Here is an 18,299-nt window from a genome sequence, read left to right as displayed (position 1 = left end):
GCCCCGCCCGTCCCGTTCGCTCAGGCCCGGTCGCAGGCCTGCGCCCGCAGCGCGCGGGCCAGGTCGTCGCGGCGCTCCAGCACCAGCCGGCGCAGCGCGGGCGCCGCGTCCGGGTGGCCGCTCAGCCAGGCGTCCGCCTCGGCCAGGGTGGCCTCGTCCACCTGCGCCTGCGGGAAGAAGCCGCCGACGATGCGCATCGCGATCTCGATGGTCCGCTCGGCCCAGACCCGCTCCAGCAGCTTGAAGTACGGCGCGGCGTAGAGCGCGGTCAGGTCGCGGTGCGCGGGCACCGCGAAGCCGGCGATGTTGGCCTCGACCAGCGCGTTGGGCAGCTCGTCGGAGTCGACCACGGCGGACCAGGCGGCGGCCTTGGCCTCCGGGGTGGGCCGGGCGGCCAGGCACTGGGTGTGCTGGCGGCGCCCGCTCGCCGTGTTGTCGGCGGCCAGCTCCCCGGCCAGCTCCTCCTCGCCGGCCTGGCCGGCCGCGGCCAGCGCCAGCCACAGCGCCCAGCGCAGCTCCTGGTCGACCTCCAGGCCGTCGATCCGGGCGGTGCCGGCCAGCAGGCCGCGGACCAGCCCGAGGTGCTCGGAGCCGTTGGCGGTCTGCGCCAGGAAGCGGGCCCAGGCCAGCTGGTGGTCGCTGCCGGGGGCGGCGGCGCGCAGTTCGCGCAGCGCGCCGTCGGCGAGCAGCCGCCCGCCCTCGCCGCGCCAGGCCGGGTCGGCGTAGAGGTCGACGGCGCCCTTGGCCTGGGTGTGCAGCGACTGCAGGACGCCGATGTTGGCCTCCTGGCCGGCGAAGCGCAGCACCAGCGCCACGTAGTCGCGGGCCGGCATCAGGGCGTCGCGGGTGAGGTTCCAGACGGCGGACCAGGCGAGCGCGCGGGCGAGGTCGTCCTTGATGTCGCCGAGGCCGCCGCGCAGGGTCTCCAGCGACTCCTCGTCGAAGCGGACCTTGCAGTAGGTCAGGTCGTCGTCGTTGAGCAGGACGAGCGCGGGCCGGGGGCGGCCGGCGGCCTCGGCGACGACGGTGCGCGCGCCGGTGACGTCCAGCTCGAAGCGGGCGGTGCGCACCAGCGCGCCGTCGGCGTCCCGGTCGTAGAGGCCGACCGCGATCCGGTGCGGGCGCAGCACGTCGCCGTCCTGGAGGACGGCGAGCTCGGTGATCCGGCCCTCGGCGTCGGCGGTGAGCTGCGGGGTGAGGGTGTTGACGCCGGCGGTCTGCAGCCAGGCGGCGGCCCAGGACCCGAGGTCGCGGCCGCTGGTCTCCTCCAGGATGCCCAGCAGGTCGGCGAGTTCGGTGTTGCCGAAGGCGTGCCGCCGGAAGTAGCGGCGGGCGCCCTCGAAGAAGGCCTCGGCCCCGGCGTAGGCCACCAGCTGCTTGAGCACCGAGGCGCCCTTGGCGTAGGTGATGCCGTCGAAGTTGAGCTTGGCGTCCTCCAGGTCCCGGATGTCCGCGGTGATCGGGTGGGTGGTGGGGAACTGGTCCTGCCGGTAGGCCCAGGCCTTGCGCTGGTTGGCGAAGGTGACCCAGGCGGACCGGTAGCGGGTGCCGGCGCCGACGAGGCCGTAGGAGCCCATGAAGTCGGCGAAGGACTCCTTCAGCCACAGGTCGTCCCACCAGCGCATGGTGACCAGGTCGCCGAACCACATGTGGGCCATCTCGTGCAGGACGACGTTGGCGCGGCCCTCGTAGGCGGCGTCGGTGACCTTCGAGCGGAAGACGAACTCCTCGCGGAAGGTGACGCAGCCGGGGTTCTCCATGGCGCCGATGTTGTACTCGGGGACGAACGCCTGGTCGTACTTGCCGAACGGGTACGGGTAGGCGAACTGCTCGTGGAAGAAGTCGAGTCCGAGCTTGGTGACGCCGAGGATCTCGTCGGAGTCGAAGTACGGGGCGAGCGACTTGCGGCACATCGCGGAGAGCGGGATGTCCAGCACGGTGCCGTCGTCGAGGGTGCGGCTGTAGTGGTCGCGGGCGACGTGGTACGGGCCGGCGACGACGGCGGTGAGGTAGCTGGAGATCGGCCGGGTCGGTGCGAACTCCCAGGTGCGGGCGGCGCCTTCGGCGGTGACCTGCTCGTGCGGGGCGTTGGACCAGGCGTCCCAGGCGGCCGGCGCGGTGACGGTGAAGGTGAACGGGGCCTTCAGGTCGGGCTGTTCGAAGGTGGCGAAGACCCGGCGGGCGTCGGCCGGCTCGTAGTGGGTGTAGAGGTAGGTCTCGCCGTCGACGGGGTCGGTGAAGCGGTGCAGGCCCTCGCCGGTGCGGCTGTAGGCGCAGTCGGCCTCGACGGTGAGCACGTTCTCGGCGGCCAGGCCGTCGACGTGCACCCGGGCGCCGTCGTAGGCGGCGGCCGGGTCGAGGGCGCGCCCGTTGAGGGTGACGGCGCGCACGGCGGGGGCGAGCAGGTCGACGAAGGTCGACGCGCCCGGTTCGGCGCAGCGGAAGGCGATGGTGGTGGTGGAGCGGAAGGTGGCGGCCGCGGGGTCGGGGGCCGAGGTCACGTCCAGCCGGACGCGGTAGCCGTCCACGGTGAGGATGCTGGCCCGCTGCTGGGCTTCGTCGCGGCTCAGGTTCTTGCCCGGCACGGCGGTACTCCTTTGTCCGGCTCGCACGGTGGTGCGGTCTTCGCTGGTGCGGTGGTGCGGCGCGCTGTGGTGCTGCGGAGGCATCCTTTCACGCCCCCCGCGCGGGTACCATTGCACAACTCGGGCGGGCGGGCCGGAATCAGCGGCGCGGGCCGGGTGTTGCCGCTCGGGGGGCGTGCTCCGACGCGGCCGCGCGGCCCCGGCACACGTACCTCTCCGCACCACACCGCACCACACCGCACCACTCCGTACCTCTTCGCACTTCTTCCCGGACGATTCGAAGGACGACAGCCGTGACGACTCCCGCTGGTGCCGCCGAGCGCAAGACCGCCGACTTCTGGTTCGACCCGGCCTGTCCGTGGGCCTGGATGACGTCCCGCTGGCTGATCGAGGTCCAGCAGCTGCGCCCGGTGGACGTGAACTGGCACGTGATGAGCCTGTCGGTGCTGAACGAGGGCCGGGACCTCCCGGCGCAGTACCGGGAGCTGCTGGACAACGCCTGGGGCGCGGTGCGGGTGTGCATCGCGGCCGCGCAGCAGCACGGCGACGAGGTGCTGGGCCGGCTCTACACCGAGCTGGGCACCCGTTTCCACAACGAGGGCCTGCCGCAGGACCGGGCGACCGTCGAGGCGGCGCTGGCCGCGGCCGGGCTGCCGGTGGAGCTGGCGCAGGCGGCGGACACCGACGCGTACGACGAGGCGCTGCGCCTGTCGCACAAGGAGGGCATCACCCTGGTCGGCGAGGACGTCGGCACCCCGGTGATCGCGGTCGAGGGCGCGGACGGCGAGCGGGTCGCGTTCTTCGGCCCGGTGGTGACCCCGATCCCGCGCGGCGAGGCCGCGGCCCGGCTGTGGGACGGCACCCTGCTGGTCGCCTCGACGCCGGGCTTCTACGAGATCAAGCGCACCCGCACCGCGAGCCCGTCCTTCGAGTAGGCGGCGGGGAGCAGGCGGGAGGGGCCCGGTACCGTGCGGTGCCGGGCCCCTTCGCGTCGCGGCGCCCCGGTCAGCCGCGGGCGGCGTCCCGGCGCTGCTTGAGCAGACCGGCGGCGGTGAGCAGCGTGATCAGCACGGCGGCCGCGTACAGCTGCCGGCGGTTGCCCTCGGTGGTGGTCATCAGGGCGAGGATGCCGGTTACGGCGGCCATCGCGATCCAGGTCAGGTACGGGAAGCCCCACATCCGCACGGTGAGCAGCTCGGGCGCCTCGCGCTCCAGCCGCCGGCGCATCCGCAGCTGGACGACGCAGATGAACAGCCAGACGACCAGGATCGCGACGCCGGTGGTGTTCATCAGCCAGGTGAAGACGGTGGCGGGCCAGAACTTGGCGGCCACGACGGCGGCGAAGCCGAACAGGCAGGAGGCCAGTACGGCCCGTCGCGGCACCCCGCCGCGGACCTTGGCGAGGGCGCGCGGGCCCTGGCCCCGGCCGACCAGCGAGTAGGCCATCCGGGAGGCGCCGTAGATGTTGGCGTTCATCGCGGACAGCAGGGCTATCAGCACCACGAACTGCATGATCGTTCCGGCGCCGGGCACTCCGAGGTGGCGCAGCACGGTGACGTAGGGGCCGTCGGCGACGACCGCCGGGTCCTTCCAGGAGACCAGGGTGACGACCAGCGCCATCGAGCCGATGTAGAAGATCGCGATCCGCCAGACGGCGGTGCGCACGGCGTTGGCGACGTTGCGCCTGGGGTCCTTGGACTCGGCGGCGGCGATGGTGACGGTCTCCAGGCCCCCGTAGGCGAAGACGGAGGCGAGCAGGCCGACGATCAGTCCGCTGACGCCGGTGGGCAGGAAGCCGCCCTGGCCGGTGAGGTTGGCGGTGCCGGGGGCGCCGGGGCCGAGCACGCCGGCCACGCCGAGCCCGCCCAGCACCAGGAAGGCGATGATCGCGGCGATCTTGACGGCGGCGAACCAGAACTCGAACTCGCCGAAGTTCTTCACCGCGGTGAGGTTGCTGGCGCAGAAGAACACCATGAACAGGGCGACCCAGACCCAGGAGGAGACGCCGGGGATCCAGCCGTTGACGATCCTGCCGGCGGCGGTGGCCTCGGCGGCGACGCCGCAGCAGAGCATCACCCAGTACATCCATCCGGCGGTGATCCCGGCCCAGGGGCCGAGCTCCTTCTCGGCGTGCACGGAGAAGGAGCCGGAGGCGGGGCGGGCCGCGGACATCTCGCCGAGCATCCGCATGATCAGCATGACCAGCAGGCCGGAGAGCACGAAGGCGAGGATGATGGCGGGTCCGGCCGCGGCGATGCCCGCGCCGGAGCCGACGAACAGGCCGGCGCCGATGACACCGCCGAGCGCGATCATCGACAGGTGGCGCTGCTTGAGTCCGTGGGAGAGCTGCCGGTCGTCGCCGGGGGAGGCGGGGGCGGTGGTCCCGGGCGGCGCGGACGGCGCGGAGGTGGGGGCCATGGGGGGTGGATCCAGACTGTTCGACATGCGGTGCGAGCTGTCCAATATCCGGTGACGTGGCTGAGCATGCCAAGAATGTCCGGTTCGGGACCAGCATGCGGACCTCATCGTGACAGTCCGGACCCGCCCGATCACGTTCCGTCGCCCCGGTGGGTCGGGACCCGACAAGGCGGGCCGCCGGGGCTTTGTCCGGATCCCTGACGGTGTTCGGCGTGATCGCCGCGTAGGTTCGAGGTGATCACTCACCCGGTCCGGCGGCCCTCGGGGCCGTCCGGATCCCCACTGTGCCGAGGAGAGTCCGATGGCCACCGCCAGCACCCCCGTTCCGAGCCGCGCCGTCCTCGCCGACCTGCTGCCCTCCGCCGGCACCCGCCTCGGCGCCCAGGCCCGCGACCTCGCCCTGGTCGCCGGCGGCGCCGCGCTCACCGGCCTGGCCGCCCAGCTGTCGGTGAACGTCCCCGGCTCCCCGGTGCCGGTCACCGGCCAGACCTTCGCCGCCCTCCTGGTCGGCACCGCGCTCGGCACCCGCCGGGGCGTCGCCTCGCTCGGCCTCTACCTGCTGGCCGGCCTGGCGGGCGTGCCGTGGTTCGCCGAGGGCTCCTCCGGCTGGTCGATGCCCTCGCTCGGCTACGCGATCGGCTTCGTGCTGGCCGCCGGCCTGGTCGGCGCGCTGGCCCGGCGCGGCGCCGACCGCTCGCCGGTGCGCACCGCCGTCGCGATGGTGCTCGGCAGCCTCGCCATCTACGCCGTCGGCGTGCCCTACCTGGCGTTCGCCCTCGACGTCCCGATGGCCCGCGCCGCCGAGCTCGGCCTCTACCCGTACCTGGTCGGCGACGCCCTGAAGGCCGCCCTCGCCGCCGGCGCCCTCCCGCTGGCCTGGAAGCTCCTCGGCCGCCGCTGAGCGGCGCCCGGTCCGCCGGACGCGACGCCCCCTGCGGAGCCCGGGTCCACGCGCATGCCACACTCATGGGCATGCGCGTGTACCTGGGCTCCGACCATGCCGGATACGAACTGAAGAACCACCTCGTGGAGTGGCTCAAGGAGGCCGGCCACGAGCCGGTCGACTGCGGGCCGCACATCTACGACGCCCTCGACGACTACCCGCCGTTCTGCCTGCGCGCCGCCGAGCGCACCGCCTCCGACCCGCAGTCGCTGGGCATCGTGATCGGCGGTTCGGGCAACGGCGAGGCGATCGCCGCCAACAAGGTCAAGGGCGTCCGCGCCGCGCTGGCGTGGAGCGAGCAGACCGCCGCGCTCGGCCGCGAGCACAACAACGCCAACGTGATCTCCATCGGCGGCCGGATGCACACCGAGGAGGAGGCGACCGGGTTCGTCGAGGTCTTCCTCAACACCCCGTACAGCGGCGACGAGCGGCACACCCGCCGGATCGACATGCTCAGCGTGTACGAGACCACCGGCGAGCTCCCGCCCGTCCCGGCCCACCACCCGCAGCAGGAGGGCTGACCCCTCCCGCCCGTCCCGGCTCCTCCCGGCCGGTCGCGCCCCGCGGCGCGGCCGGCCGCCGCGTTCCCCGCGGCCCCGCGCACCGGGGTGCGCAACCGGCCGGACGGCGCCCGGACGGCGGCCGGGGGATCGCTGTGTGATCGGCCACAGCGCGCGCCCCGGCGCACGCCGCGCCCGGCCGTCCGCACGACGGGGCGCGCGCCGCCCGGGCGGTTCGTACGCCCTGTGCCCGTACGCCTCCTGACGCCCCGGACGCCGCCCGCCGCAATCGGCCGAAACCCGCTGACGCGCCCGCGCCACCCCGCCCCCGCCCCCGCCCGGCCCGTCGACGCCGACCGGGAGCGCTGGATAGGGTCGGTCCCCATGGCTGGCAGAGCGCCGGGCACACCGCCCCAGACGACTGCGACGAGGCCCGGCGCCGCCCCGGCGTCCGACCCCGTGACGGCCCGGTTGCGCAAGAGGCTCCGCCGGGTCCGCCGAAGGCTGCGCACCGCCGCCGTCGACTGGTTCCGCGGCGGCGCCGCCGACTGGCCGGTGCTGTGCGCCCTCGCCCTGCTGGTCCCGCTGCTGATCCTGCTCAACGTCTGGTGGCCCGCCTGGGCCCCGCCCACCGCGCTGGTCCTGCCGATCCTGGCGGCGGCCCTGCTGCTGCGCCCCGGCTCGCTGGTGGTGCTGTACGCGCTCGCCGCGCTCGGCCTGTCCGCCGAGTCGGTCATCCACACCGGCCAGCGGGTGGCCAGCGACCACCCCGAGTCCTACACCTACGGGGTCACCCCCGGCGCCGCCCTGGTGGTCGGCGCGGCCGGGGTCGGCGGCCTGCTGCTGGCCCAGTTCCGCAGCCGGGTCGGCGTGCCCTGGTGGGGCGGCTCGACGATGCTCTTCGACCTGCGCGAGCGGCTGCGGGTGCAGAGCCGGGTGCCCCGGCTGCCGGACGGCTGGCACGCCGACATGGCGCTGCGCCCGGCCGGCGGGCAGTCCTTCTCCGGCGACTTCGTGGTCGCCGACCGCACCGGCCCCGGCCGGCGGGTGCTGGAGGTGGTCCTCGCGGACGTCTCCGGCAAGGGCATGGACGCCGGCTCGCGGGCGCTGCTGCTCTCCGGCGCGTTCGGCGGGCTGCTGGGCTCGCTGCCCGCGCACGACTTCCTGCCCGCGGCCAACGGCTACCTGCTGCGGCAGTCCTGGGAGGAGGGCTTCGCGACCGCCGTGCACCTGGTCCTCGACCTGGACACCGGCGAGTACGAACTGCTCTCGGCCGGGCACCTGCCGGGCATGCAGCGGCTGGCGGGCGCCGGGCGCTGGGAGGTCAAGGAGGCGCTGGAGGGCCCGGCGCTGGGCATCTACGACGGTGCCAAGTTCGAGGGCGTGCGGGGGCGGCTGAACCGCGGCGACGTGCTGATGCTGTGCACCGACGGCATGGTGGAGGCGCCCGGGCGGGACCTCTCGGAGGGCATGGACCGGCTGATGGGCGAGGCGGACCGGCTGGTGCCGGGCGGCCCGGGAGCGGTCGGCGGCGCGGCCTCCCGGCTGATCGAGACGGTCGCCCGGGACATCAACGACGACCGCGCGGTGCTGCTGTTCTGGCGCGACTGAGCGGCGGGCGACGGGCCCGCCGGGGCCCCGGCACGGCGGCGGGGCGGGGGCACGTGCCGGTGGCAGCCGCTGTCAAGCCCCGGAGCTGATCTTCAGCCAATTCCGGTGCCCTGCAAGCAGAGCGGACCTGCCGGTTCCGGTCCGGCCCGCCGAACGTTTCCCGGCCGCTCAGCGGCACCCCGCCGACGATTCGCCGGGATGTCTCGGCTATCGTCCCGGTCGGCGGAAACTCGTCTCGCATCGCGGGATATCGGCGTTCGACCGACTGTCAGACCTTTACGCAATCGGCATGGTCGACCACACTGAGTCCGGGCGGGACTGTTCAGGATTCGGGGGATGGGGGGCGTCACATGCGGCACGACGGACACCGTGCGGCCGTACCGGGCGGCCTTCCCTCCGGCCTCGACGTGCCGGACGAACTGCCGTTCCGCCTCGGGACCGTCGGACAGGCCGGGGTCCGGCTTCGCAGGGGTCGTCCGCCGGTGGCGCCCCGCTATGAAAGAACGAGGAAGTGAGTCCGGGTGGCACTCTCCGTCTCCGCGCTGGTCCTGTTCGGCATCATCTGCTTCATCTTCATCCGCCAGAAGCAGCTGAAGGTCGGGCACTTCATCCTGGCCGCGCTGTTCGGCTTCATGCTCAACCAGAGCACGGCGGCCAAGCCGATCCAGGACTTCCTGAGCCAGATCGCCAAGTCCATCTCGAACATCGCCAGCTGACCCCCGGACCGCCGGCCCGCCACGGCCGGTGCTCCGTCACCGGTCGGCGCGCCTCGCCTGACGCCACCGGGCGAACAGGCCTCGCGGGCGCGCCGCCGCCACGGCCGCCGGCCGGGCCGCCGCGAGCCCGCCGGCGCCGGCCGGCGCGGTCGGCGGCGCCGTCGGATCCCCGTGGGCCGTCAGCAGCACGAACAGCCGGGCCCAGCACAGCCGCTCGCCGCGCGGCCAGTCCAGCGCGCGCAGCGCCGCCGACGCCGCCTCGCTGACCTCGCCGTCGATCCTGACCTCGGCCACGTCGTCCCCCGACCGTCCGCCGAGGAACAGCTTCACCCCGTGCGGCCGCCGCGCGTGCGGCCCGGTCAGCGCCGGCAGCAGCGCGGGCGCCAGCGCCGGCACCACCCGGTTCCCGGCCAGCCAGGCCGCCAGCCGCTCGTTGCCGAACCCGAAGACCGCCGCCGGCCCCTGGACGGCGTGCCAGCCGGGCAGTTCCGCGTGGTCGGCGTGGTCGGCGTGCGCGCCGCGGCCCTCCCGCAGCTCCACCAGCGCGGCCGCCGTGGTGGTCGCCCACATCCGCACCGCGTTCTCCAGCTTCTCCTCCTCGGTCTTGCCGAGGCCGGCCGCGCAGTCCCAGAGCACCGGCGCGTCCGCCCGGCCGAGCTCCAGCGCCCAGCCGAGGTCGACGTGCCCGGCGCCCTCGCCGCCGGGATGCTCCCGGACGGCCACCGCGACCGTCCCCGGGCCGCGCACCACCTCGCCGTCGGCGGTGAACTCCTGCCCGAGGCGCGCCATCTCCCGGACCACGCAGCGCTGAATGACGGCCAGTCGGTCCTGCGGGCGCACGGGGACTCCTCCGCTCACGGGCTCCGAGTCGTCTCGAACGCCGGCTGCCATCGAACTGCTCTCGAACGCCGCCGAGGTTATCGGCCCGCGGGCCCCCCCGGGAAACCGCCCGGGCGCCGCCGCGCGGCGCGGGCCCGCGGGCGGCGGCGCGCCGCTCCGGTCGCAGGGGTGACCGGTATGCACCATTTTGGGTAGCGAACACCACCGGCGCCGCCTGGAGGACCCGCATGCCCCGCACCGCCCCGCCGCCCGCCGCCCCGCCGCGCACCGCGCCGACCGCCCTGCCGGTCCGGCTGCTCGCCCCGGACGCCTCCGGGCTGGTCGCCGAGATCGAGGCGTACCTCGCCTCACTGCCCGCCCCCGCGCGCGCCCCGGCGCCCTACCCGTGGCGCCACGGCCAGGTGCACCGGCCCTGGCACGCCGGCCACCCGCTGCCCCGGGCCACCCTGCTCGACCGGGCGCTGCGCCGCCCCGCCCGCCCGGTCGCGGTCACCGCCGCCGAGCACCTCGCCCTCGCCTCCCGGTACATCGCCGCGCACGGCTGGCTGCAGGGGGCGATGTGGGACGACGCCGGCCGGGTCTGCCTGCTGGGCGCCCAGGCCGCGGTGCTCGCCCACGGTTTCGGCACCCCGGCCACCGTGCGCACCGCCCGGGTCCAGCTGATGGAGGTGCTGCACGCCACCGGCCGCCCGGTGAACTCCCCGGACCAGTTCAACGACCGGCCCTCGACCCGGCAGGCCGACGTCCACCGGCTGCTGGACCGGGCCGCCGCCCGGGCCGCCCGGCTGGGTCTGTGACGCCCGCGGGGGCGACGGCGGTGACGGGGGCGGCCGGGAAGGGGCGCTGACGGAGCGCCGGGAACGCGAACGGCCCCGGTGGACGCCGAGCGTCCACCGGGGCCGTTCCTCCTGCTGAGCGGGCGACGAGAATCGAACTCGCGTGACTAGTTTGGAAGACTAGGGCTCTACCATTGAGCTACGCCCGCGCGATCCTCCGGCCGTCACCGGACGGAAGGTCGGGAACAGCGTACCTGGTCCGGTCGGCTGCGCGCACACCCCGTTCCCGTGCGGGCCCCGGAATATCCCGGCGATCCGGCAGGGCCCGGCGTGTACGCTTCCTCTCGGCACCACGGGGTGTGGCGCAGTTTGGTAGCGCGTCCGCTTTGGGAGCGGAAGGCCGTCGGTTCGAATCCGGTCACCCCGACCGTGCGCAGGGTCTCGCCCACAGCGGGGCCCTGTTGTCGTCTGCGGGGCCGTTCGGGCATGGTGACCGGTTGATTTCCCACCCGACCTGGAGAACCCCCGATGAGTGCGACGAGCCCGGCCCGGCCGGGGCGGATGAACCCCAAGATCGCGGTCGGCGTCGTCTTCGTCGCCTCGCTGTTCATGACGATCATGGACGGCACGATCGTCAACGTCGCGCTGCCCTCCATCGGCCGTGACTTCGGCACCGACCCGGCCGGCGTCGGCGTGGTCAACGTCGGCTACCTGGTCAGCCTGGCCGTCTTCGTGCCGCTGTCCGGCTGGCTCGGCGACCGCTTCGGCACCCGCCGGGTCTTCCTGTGCTCGCTCGCCCTGTTCACCGCCGCCTCGCTGCTCTGCGGCACGGCCGGCTCGCTGTCCTCGCTCACCCTGTACCGGATCCTCCAGGGCGCGGCCGGCGGCCTGCTCACCCCGGTCGGGATGACCATGCTCTTCCGCGCCTTCCCGCAGGAGGAGCGGATGCGCGCCACCCGGGTGCTGATGCTGCCCACCGCCGTCGCCCCGGCCAGCGGTCCGGTGCTCGGCGGCTGGCTGGTGGACAGCCGGTCCTGGCACTGGGTCTTCACCGTCAACGTGCCGGTCGGCCTCGCCGGGCTGGTCTTCGGCCTGCTCTTCCTGCCCGACTACCGGGTCGAGCGGGCCGGGCGGTTCGACGTGGCCGGCTTCCTGCTCGCCGCCGTCGGCTTCGGCGGCGCGATGTACGCGCTCTCCGAAGGGGCGTCCGAGGGCTGGGGGAGCGTGCGGATCCTCGCCCCGGCGCTCGCCGGGCTGCTCGCCCTGGCCGCCCTGGTCGCGGTCGAGCTGCGCCGCCCCGAGCCGATGCTCGACCTGCGGCTCTTCCGGGACCGGATCTTTCGCACCGTGAACCTGCTCTCGCTGTTCTCCGGCGCCGCCTTCCTCGGCATGCTCTACCTCTTCCCGCTGCTGATGCAGGACGCGCTCGGGATGGACGCCCTGCACAGCGGGCTGATGGTGTTCCCCGAGGCGCTCGGCGTGATGCTCGCCTCCCAGGTGTCGGCCCGGCTCTACCCGCGGATCGGCCCGCGCCGGATGCTCGCCGCCGGCTCTGCGGTGGTGGCCTGCTGCCTGGCCCTGATGGCGACCATCGGGCCGGAGAGCAACCTGTGGGCCGTGCGCGGGCTGCTCTTCCTCACCGGCTTCGCGATGTCGCACGTCTTCATGCCGAGCCAGACCGCCGCCTTCGCGACCGTCCCGGCCGCCGCCACCGGCGCCGCCTCCACCCTCTACAACGCCCAGCGGCAGATCGGCTCGGCGCTCGGCGTGGCCGTGCTCGGCACCGTCCTGACCGCCGTCGGACCCCTCGCCGCGGACGCCTCGGGTACGCCCGTGGCGAACCTCACCGCCTACCGCGCGGCCTTCCTGACCGCGGCCGCGCTGGCCCTGCTGGCGGCCGTGATCGCGCTGCGCGTGCGGGACTCCGACGCCGCCGCGACCATGCGCCCGGCGGCCGCCGGCGCCTCCGGGGGCGCGTCGGAACCCGCCGGCCGGACCGCCCCGGACGACGCCCCGCGGGCCGCCGCGAAGAGCGCCGGAGGGGCCTGAACGGGCCCGGACGGCGGCGTCCTGGCGTCCGCCTTTCGTGGTACCGGTAGGATGGGGCGCTGGCGGTAGTCCCTGTGGCGTCCACCCAGGTCAACCGCACGAGGGCGAGGAGTCACGCTCACCGTCCACCCCCCACGGGAGATGCAGCTCCAACCGCCCATCGCCCGTCTCGCCCGACCCGCTGGAAACCGGCCCCGGCCGGCGTCCGGGGAGGGCGCAGGCAACCTGACCGCAAGCCCATAGGAGACCTAACCGTGAAGAGCGCCGTCGAGACTCTGAACCCGACCCGGGTTCGACTCACCGTCGAGGTGCCCTTCGAGGAGCTCAAGCCCAGCCTCGACGCGGCGTACAAGAAGATCAACCAGCAGGTCTCGGTCCCGGGCTTCCGCAAGGGCAAGATCCCGAACCGGGTCATCGACCAGCGCTTCGGCCGTGGCGCCGTGCTGGAGGAGGCCGTCAACGACGCCCTGCCGCGCTTCTACACGCAGGCCGTCGACGAGGGCAAGATCGAGGTCCTCGGCCAGCCCGACATCACCAACATCGAGGGTGTCGAGAAGATCGCCGACGGTGGTGACCTCAAGTTCACCGCCGAGGTCGACGTCCGCCCGGAGATCACCCTGCCGGAGTTCTCGTCCATCGAGGTCACCGTCGACCCGATCGAGGTCTCCGACGAGGACGTCGCCAAGTCCCTGGAGCAGCTGCGCGAGCGCTTCTCCTCGGTCAAGGACGTCGAGCGCGCCGCCGCCGCCGGTGACATCGTGGTCGTCGACCTGGAGGCCAAGGTCGACGGCGAGGTGCCGGAGGACGGCACCGCCGCCGGCGTCAGCTACGAGATCGGCTCGGGCCGTCTGATCGACGGCATCGACGAGGCCGTCGTCGGCCTGGAGGCCGGCGGCACCGCCACCTTCACCACCGAGCTCAAGGGCGGCACCCAGGCCGGCAAGACCTCCGAGGTCACCGTCAAGGTCACCGCCGTCCAGGAGAAGGAGCTGCCCGAGCTGGACGACGAGTTCGCCCAGCTGGCCAGCGAGTTCGACACCCTGGAGGACCTGAAGGCCGACTCCCGCAAGCGCCTGGAGCGCATGAAGGAGTACGACCAGGCCACCCAGGCCCAGGAGAAGGTGCTGGACGCGCTGCTCGGCCTGGTCGAGATCGAGTTCCCGGAGAAGCTCCTCAAGGACGAGATCGAGACCCGCAAGCACAACCTGGAGCACCACCAGCTGGAGCCGATGGGCCTCACCCTGGCGAGCTACCTGGAGACCCAGGGCAAGTCGGAGGAGGAGTACCTCGCGGAGCTGGAGGAGCAGGCGAAGAAGGGCATCAAGACCCAGTTCGTCCTGGACCAGATCGTCGCCGACGAGGAGCTCAACGTCTCCCAGGAGGAGCTGACCGAGCACCTCATCCGCCGCGCCGCCGGCTCGGGCCTCACCCCGGACCAGTTCGCCCAGCAGGTCGTCCAGGGCGGCCAGGTTCCGCTGCTGGTCGGCGAGGTCGCCCGCGGCAAGGCGCTGGCCACCGTGGTCGAGGCCGCCAAGGTCGTCGACACCGAGGGCAACGAGATCAACTTCGACGACGACGAGGCCGACGAGTCGGCCGAGACCGTCGAGGCCCCGGCCGCCGAGGCCGAGGCCGAGGCCGAGGAGAAGACCGAGGCCTGACCGCCGCGGTCGCCTCGCTCGCCCTGAGGCGTGAGCGCGGGCCCGGACGCCGTACGGCGTCCGGGCCCGCGCCGTTCCCGGCCCCCGGGGGCGGCGCGGCCGCGAACCCTGCGCTCACAGCGAACAGTTCTGCGTGAGGGATTCAGCGGCCCGGCCTGCGCGTTAGGGTCCATGGACAGCAACAATCACGACGTGATACCCGGAAGCTGTGCGACATCGTGACGGCCGTGGAGCGACCGTCCAAATCGACTGAGCAGGTGGCTAAGTGACGTACCCGCAGATGCAGATGCCCGGCCCGATGGCGCCGCACGCCGCCGCTGGTGACGTGCTGGGCGGCCTCGGCGACCAGGTCTACAACCGGCTGCTCAACGAGCGGATCATCTTCCTCGGCCAGCAGGTCGACGACGACATCGCGAACAAGATCACCGCCCAGCTGCTGCTGCTGGCCGCGGACCCGGACAAGGACATCTTCCTCTACATCAACTCCCCGGGCGGCTCGATCTCGGCCGGCATGGCGATCTACGACACCATGCAGTACATCAAGAACGACGTCGTCACCATCGCGATGGGCATGGCGGCCTCGATGGGCCAGTTCCTGCTGACCGCCGGTGCCAAGGGCAAGCGCTTCTCGCTGCCGAACGCCAACATCCTCATGCACCAGCCCTCCGCCGGTCTCGGCGGCTCGGCCACCGACATCCGCATCCAGGCCGAGCAGCTGCTGCGCACCAAGAAGCGCATGTCCGAGCTGATCGCGTTCCACAGCGGCCAGTCCTTCGAGCAGATCACCCAGGACTCCGACCGCGACCGCTGGTTCACCCCGGAGGAGGCCCTGGAGTACGGCCTGATCGACGCGATCATGCACAGTGCCGCGGACGTCCCCGGCGGCGGCGGCACCGGCGCCTGAGCCCGGCCCGGGCCCACGAGACCACAGCCACAACGCTCCGGAGGACCAGAACACCCATGAACATCCCCAGCCTGTCGGCCGCCAAGGCCCGCGTCGAGGACATGCGGGCCGAGGGCCGCTACATCGTCCCGCGCTTCGTCGAGCGCACCTCGCAGGGCATCCGCGAGTACGACCCGTACGCCAAGCTGTTCGAGGAGCGCATCATCTTCCTCGGCTCGCAGGTGGACGACGTGTCGGCCAACGACATCATGGCGCAGCTGCTGTGCCTGGAGTCGATGGACCCGGACCGCGAGATCCAGATGTACATCAACTCGCCCGGCGGCTCGTTCACGGCCCTGACGGCCATCTACGACACCATGCAGTACGTCAAGCCCGACATCACCACCGTCTGCATGGGCCAGGCGGCCTCGGCGGCGGCCGTGCTGCTGGCGGCCGGCACCCCCGGCAAGCGGATGGCGCTGCCGAACGCCCGCATCCTCATCCACCAGCCGTACACCGAGACCGGCCGCGGCCAGGTCTCCGACCTGGAGATCCAGGCCAAGGAGATCTTCCGGATGCGCGAGCAGCTGGAGGAGATGCTGTCCAAGCACTCCAACCGCACCGTCGAGCAGGTCCGCGACGACATCGAGCGCGACAAGATCCTCACGGCCGAGGAGGCCGTCGAGTACGGTCTGGTCGACCTGGTCATCTCGACCCGCAAGGCCTCGCTGACCTCCTGAGGCCGGCACCCCCCTCCCGGCCCGTCCTCGGGCGGGGAGGCTGCCGGGGGCGGGGCGTGCGACCGGCTCGCGCGCCCCGCCCCCGGCGCACCGGCGGCTGCTCCGACGGCATCTGTTCGGTATCAATTCGCCCAGGGCGTAGGGCAGACCCGGCGAAGAGGGCGGAATCGGCGGCGCGGCAGAGTACCGTCGGATAGCGAGACCGATCGCCGTCGGCGTCGACGGTCCACAGCACCAGGCCCCGGAACTCCCGCGGGGCCCCTGGCGAAGGGGAAGCACCTCGTGGCACGCATCGGAGACGGTGGCGACCTGCTCAAGTGCTCGTTCTGCGGCAAGTCGCAGAAGCAGGTGAAGAAGCTGATCGCCGGCCCAGGCGTGTACATCTGCGACGAGTGCATCGACCTCTGCAACGAGATCATCGAGGAGGAGCTCGCCGAGACCTCCGAGGTGCGCTTCGAGGAGCTCCCGAAGCCCCGCGAGATCTACGAGTTCCTGGACCAGTACGTGGTCGGCCAGGACCTCGCCAAGAAGGCCCTGTCGGTGGCGGTCTACAACCACTACAAGCGGGTCCAGGCGGGTGAGGCCGGCCGCAGCGGCGGCAACGGCCGCGAGGACGCCATCGAGCTGGCGAAGTCCAACATCCTGCTGCTCGGCCCGACCGGCTCCGGCAAGACGCTGCTGGCGCAGACCCTGGCCCGGATGCTGAACGTGCCGTTCGCGATCGCCGACGCCACCGCGCTCACCGAGGCCGGGTACGTCGGCGAGGACGTCGAGAACATCCTGCTGAAGCTGATCCAGGCGGCCGACTACGACGTCAAGAAGGCCGAGACCGGGATCATCTACATCGACGAGATCGACAAGGTCGCGCGCAAGAGCGAGAACCCGTCGATCACCCGGGACGTCTCCGGCGAGGGCGTGCAGCAGGCGCTGCTGAAGATCCTGGAGGGCACCACCGCCTCGGTGCCGCCGCAGGGCGGGCGCAAGCACCCGCACCAGGAGTTCATCCAGATCGACACCACCAACGTGCTGTTCATCGTGGGCGGCGCGTTCGCGGGCCTGGAGCGGATCATCGAGGGCCGGGCGGGTGCCAAGGGCATCGGCTTCGGCGCGAACATCCGCTCCAAGCGGGAGCTGGACGCCAGCGACCACTTCCGTCAGGTGATGCCGGAGGACCTGGTCAAGTTCGGCATGATCCCGGAGTTCATCGGCCGTCTCCCGGTGATCACCAGCGTGCACAACCTGGACCGCGAGGCGCTGCTGCAGATCCTCACCGAGCCGAAGAACGCGCTGGTCAAGCAGTACCGCAAGCTCTTCGAACTGGACGGCGTGGAGCTGGAGTTCTCCCGGGACGCGCTGGAGGCGATCGCCGACCAGGCGATCCTGCGCGGCACCGGCGCGCGCGGTCTGCGGGCCATCATGGAGGAGGTGCTGATGTCCGTGATGTACGAGGTGCCCTCGCGTCAGGACGTCGCCCGCGTGGTGGTGACCGGGGACGTCGTCTCCAAGCACGCCATCCCGACCCTGGTGCCGCGCGACATGATCAAGCGGGAGCGGCGCGAGAAGAGCGCCTGAGCCTCCCCGGCCGGTCACGACGAGGGCCCCGGCACCGCCTGAGCGGCGGCGCCGGGGCCCTCGTGCGTGCGGGGCTACTTCGGGATCTCGGCGACGGCGCGCAGCGCGCGGGTGTCCGCGGCGAGCTTGTCGAGGTCGGGGCGGTCGCCCTCCTTGGCCGGCGGGGCCATCGTCAGGACCAGGCTGCTGGAGTCGGCCCAGGCGCAGACGCCCAGGTCGGTGCCGTCCTGGGAGGCGACGCCGCAGTCCATGCTGCCGCCCTTGGGGCCCGGGTCGACGGCGTGCCGGTCGCTGAGCGTGGTGCCGTCGGACTGCAGTCCCTTGAACATGGCGTTGAGCTCGGTCTTCGGGGCGAGCACCTTGCCGTAGGCGCCGAGCACCACGAGCTTGGGGTCCTCGGCGGAGTCCTGGTAGACGGCGCTGACGCCGGTGGGGTGCCAGGAGCCGTCGCCCTTGCCGAGCTCGGTGGTGATGGCCTCCTCCATCTGGCGGGCGACCTCGTTGTTCTCGTCCTTGGTGAGGCCGTTGAACGTGGCCGGCAGGACGATCTTCTGGGTGCCGGCGTTGGAGGTGACGTCGAAGACGAAGTACGCGACGGCGCCGCCGATGAGGACCAGCACCAGGACGAAGACGCCGACGAGTATGCCGAGGGTGCGCCGGGAGCGGCGCGGCGGCGGGGCGGGGAAGGCGCCGTACGGGGCGTAGCCGGGCTGGCCGGGCGGGCCCGGCTGACCGGGCTGCGGCGGGACGGCGCCGTAGGGCGGCGGGGTCTGCGGCGGGGCGGGCGGGCCGCCGTAGGGCTGCCCTCCGTAGGGCTGGCCGCCGTAGGGCTGGCCGCCGGGCGGCGGCGGGGCGCCGTAGGGGTTCTGCTCGGACACGGAGGCCCTCCCTGGGACGGTGGTGCCGGGCTTGCGCGATGGCTCGGACGAATGTCCGGCACGTTATCGCACCGGTGTGTCACCCGTTCGGGTAAACGGCCGCGGACGCCCCGCGGCGCGGCGCGGTGTC

Annotated in this window: 15 protein-coding genes and 2 tRNA genes; 12 read left to right on the top strand and 5 right to left on the bottom strand. The window is 73.1% G+C overall.

What is annotated here, in order from left to right; genetic code table 11:
* Positions 1-20: 20 nt before the first annotated feature.
* Positions 21-2,585, bottom strand: a complete 2,565-nt coding sequence (gene pepN, locus ACFVVL_RS04990) for an aminopeptidase N (RefSeq protein WP_380298125.1) — start codon at positions 2,583-2,585, stop codon at positions 21-23.
* A 293-nt stretch (positions 2,586-2,878) separates the two neighbouring features.
* Here pepN and ACFVVL_RS04985 point away from each other — a divergent pair, with 293 nt between their 5' ends.
* A complete protein-coding gene (locus ACFVVL_RS04985; RefSeq protein ID WP_380298123.1) occupies positions 2,879-3,520 on the top strand; it encodes a DsbA family protein in 642 nt (213 codons plus the stop codon).
* A 70-nt stretch (positions 3,521-3,590) separates the two neighbouring features.
* On the opposite strand, the gene ACFVVL_RS04980 is transcribed toward ACFVVL_RS04985, so the two are convergent.
* A complete protein-coding gene (locus ACFVVL_RS04980; protein WP_387671403.1) occupies positions 3,591-5,003 on the bottom strand; it encodes an amino acid permease in 1,413 nt (470 codons plus the stop codon).
* Positions 5,004-5,304: 301 nt separating this feature from the next.
* On the opposite strand from ACFVVL_RS04980, the gene ACFVVL_RS04975 reads away from it, so the two are divergent.
* The 4 genes from ACFVVL_RS04975 to ACFVVL_RS04960 all read left to right on the top strand — a co-directional run bounded on the left by ACFVVL_RS04975 (position 5,305) and on the right by ACFVVL_RS04960 (position 8,773).
* Complete coding sequence (locus tag ACFVVL_RS04975) at positions 5,305-5,904, top strand: biotin transporter BioY (RefSeq protein WP_380298119.1); 600 nt, start codon at positions 5,305-5,307, stop codon at positions 5,902-5,904.
* A 71-nt stretch (positions 5,905-5,975) separates the two neighbouring features.
* Positions 5,976-6,467, top strand: a complete 492-nt coding sequence (locus tag ACFVVL_RS04970) for a ribose-5-phosphate isomerase (protein ID WP_380298117.1) — start codon at positions 5,976-5,978, stop codon at positions 6,465-6,467.
* Positions 6,468-6,917: 450 nt separating this feature from the next.
* On the top strand, positions 6,918-8,057 hold the full coding sequence (locus ACFVVL_RS04965; protein WP_380298572.1) for a PP2C family protein-serine/threonine phosphatase: 1,140 nt from the start codon (positions 6,918-6,920) through the stop codon (positions 8,055-8,057).
* 521 nt (positions 8,058-8,578) lie between these two features.
* Positions 8,579-8,773 carry a hypothetical protein gene (locus ACFVVL_RS04960; RefSeq protein ID WP_355372342.1) on the top strand — a complete coding sequence of 65 codons (195 nt, stop codon included), beginning with the start codon at positions 8,579-8,581 and terminating at the stop codon, positions 8,771-8,773.
* Positions 8,774-8,809: 36 nt separating this feature from the next.
* On the opposite strand, the gene ACFVVL_RS04955 is transcribed toward ACFVVL_RS04960, so the two are convergent.
* Positions 8,810-9,613, bottom strand: a complete 804-nt coding sequence (locus ACFVVL_RS04955; protein WP_387671400.1) for a DUF6348 family protein — start codon at positions 9,611-9,613, stop codon at positions 8,810-8,812.
* A gap of 227 nt (positions 9,614-9,840) precedes the next feature.
* Between ACFVVL_RS04955 and ACFVVL_RS04950 the strand changes: the two genes are divergently transcribed.
* Positions 9,841-10,410, top strand: coding sequence for a hypothetical protein (locus tag ACFVVL_RS04950; RefSeq protein ID WP_387671398.1), 570 nt, complete (start codon positions 9,841-9,843; stop codon positions 10,408-10,410).
* Positions 10,411-10,527: 117 nt separating this feature from the next.
* Here ACFVVL_RS04950 and ACFVVL_RS04945 read toward each other — a convergent pair.
* Positions 10,528-10,598 (bottom strand) — tRNA-Gly (locus ACFVVL_RS04945).
* Between the two features lie 144 nt (positions 10,599-10,742).
* Here ACFVVL_RS04945 and ACFVVL_RS04940 point away from each other — a divergent pair.
* The 6 genes from ACFVVL_RS04940 (at position 10,743) to clpX (ending at position 17,291) form a co-directional block, all read left to right on the top strand.
* Positions 10,743-10,816, top strand: a tRNA-Pro gene (locus ACFVVL_RS04940).
* A 101-nt stretch (positions 10,817-10,917) separates the two neighbouring features.
* On the top strand, positions 10,918-12,438 hold the full coding sequence (locus ACFVVL_RS04935; protein WP_380298348.1) for an MDR family MFS transporter: 1,521 nt from the start codon (positions 10,918-10,920) through the stop codon (positions 12,436-12,438).
* Between the two features lie 254 nt (positions 12,439-12,692).
* The gene (gene tig / locus ACFVVL_RS04930) at positions 12,693-14,096 is read left to right on the top strand and encodes a trigger factor (protein WP_387671396.1); all 1,404 of its coding nucleotides are present in this window, start codon (positions 12,693-12,695) and stop codon (positions 14,094-14,096) included.
* A gap of 286 nt (positions 14,097-14,382) precedes the next feature.
* Positions 14,383-15,000: an ATP-dependent Clp protease proteolytic subunit gene (locus ACFVVL_RS04925; protein WP_376096046.1), complete on the top strand. Its 618-nt coding sequence runs from the start codon at positions 14,383-14,385 to the stop codon at positions 14,998-15,000.
* 56 nt (positions 15,001-15,056) lie between these two features.
* Positions 15,057-15,719 (top strand): ATP-dependent Clp protease proteolytic subunit, encoded by a 663-nt coding sequence (locus ACFVVL_RS04920; protein ID WP_380294607.1) that lies wholly within the window; start codon positions 15,057-15,059, stop codon positions 15,717-15,719.
* 282 nt (positions 15,720-16,001) lie between these two features.
* Positions 16,002-17,291, top strand: coding sequence for an ATP-dependent Clp protease ATP-binding subunit ClpX (gene clpX, locus ACFVVL_RS04915; RefSeq protein WP_030309676.1), 1,290 nt, complete (start codon positions 16,002-16,004; stop codon positions 17,289-17,291).
* A 74-nt stretch (positions 17,292-17,365) separates the two neighbouring features.
* On the opposite strand, the gene ACFVVL_RS04910 is transcribed toward clpX, so the two are convergent.
* Positions 17,366-18,169: a hypothetical protein gene (locus tag ACFVVL_RS04910; protein ID WP_380294608.1), complete on the bottom strand. Its 804-nt coding sequence runs from the start codon at positions 18,167-18,169 to the stop codon at positions 17,366-17,368.
* Between the last annotated feature and the right edge of the window lie 130 nt (positions 18,170-18,299).

Source organism: Kitasatospora sp. NPDC058115, assembly GCF_042884635.1.
In the GTDB taxonomy this organism is placed as follows: Bacteria; Actinomycetota; Actinomycetes; order Streptomycetales; family Streptomycetaceae; genus Kitasatospora.
Note: the sequence above shows the minus strand (reverse complement) of the source record. Positions and strands in the feature narration are given on the sequence as shown.

What these genes read in the sequence shown, in the direction of transcription:
- ACFVVL_RS04980 (WP_387671403.1), bottom strand. Translation starts at nt 5,003, where the DNA reads ATGGCCCCCACCTCCGCGCCGTCCGCGCCGCCCGGGACCACCGCCCCC.
- ACFVVL_RS04975 (WP_380298119.1), top strand. Translation starts at nt 5,305, where the DNA reads ATGGCCACCGCCAGCACCCCCGTTCCGAGCCGCGCCGTCCTCGCCGAC.
- ACFVVL_RS04970 (WP_380298117.1), top strand. Translation starts at nt 5,976, where the DNA reads ATGCGCGTGTACCTGGGCTCCGACCATGCCGGATACGAACTGAAGAAC.
- ACFVVL_RS04950 (WP_387671398.1), top strand. Translation starts at nt 9,841, where the DNA reads ATGCCCCGCACCGCCCCGCCGCCCGCCGCCCCGCCGCGCACCGCGCCG.
- ACFVVL_RS04935 (WP_380298348.1), top strand. Translation starts at nt 10,918, where the DNA reads ATGAGTGCGACGAGCCCGGCCCGGCCGGGGCGGATGAACCCCAAGATC.
- ACFVVL_RS04925 (WP_376096046.1), top strand. Translation starts at nt 14,383, where the DNA reads ATGCCCGGCCCGATGGCGCCGCACGCCGCCGCTGGTGACGTGCTGGGC.
- ACFVVL_RS04920 (WP_380294607.1), top strand. Translation starts at nt 15,057, where the DNA reads ATGAACATCCCCAGCCTGTCGGCCGCCAAGGCCCGCGTCGAGGACATG.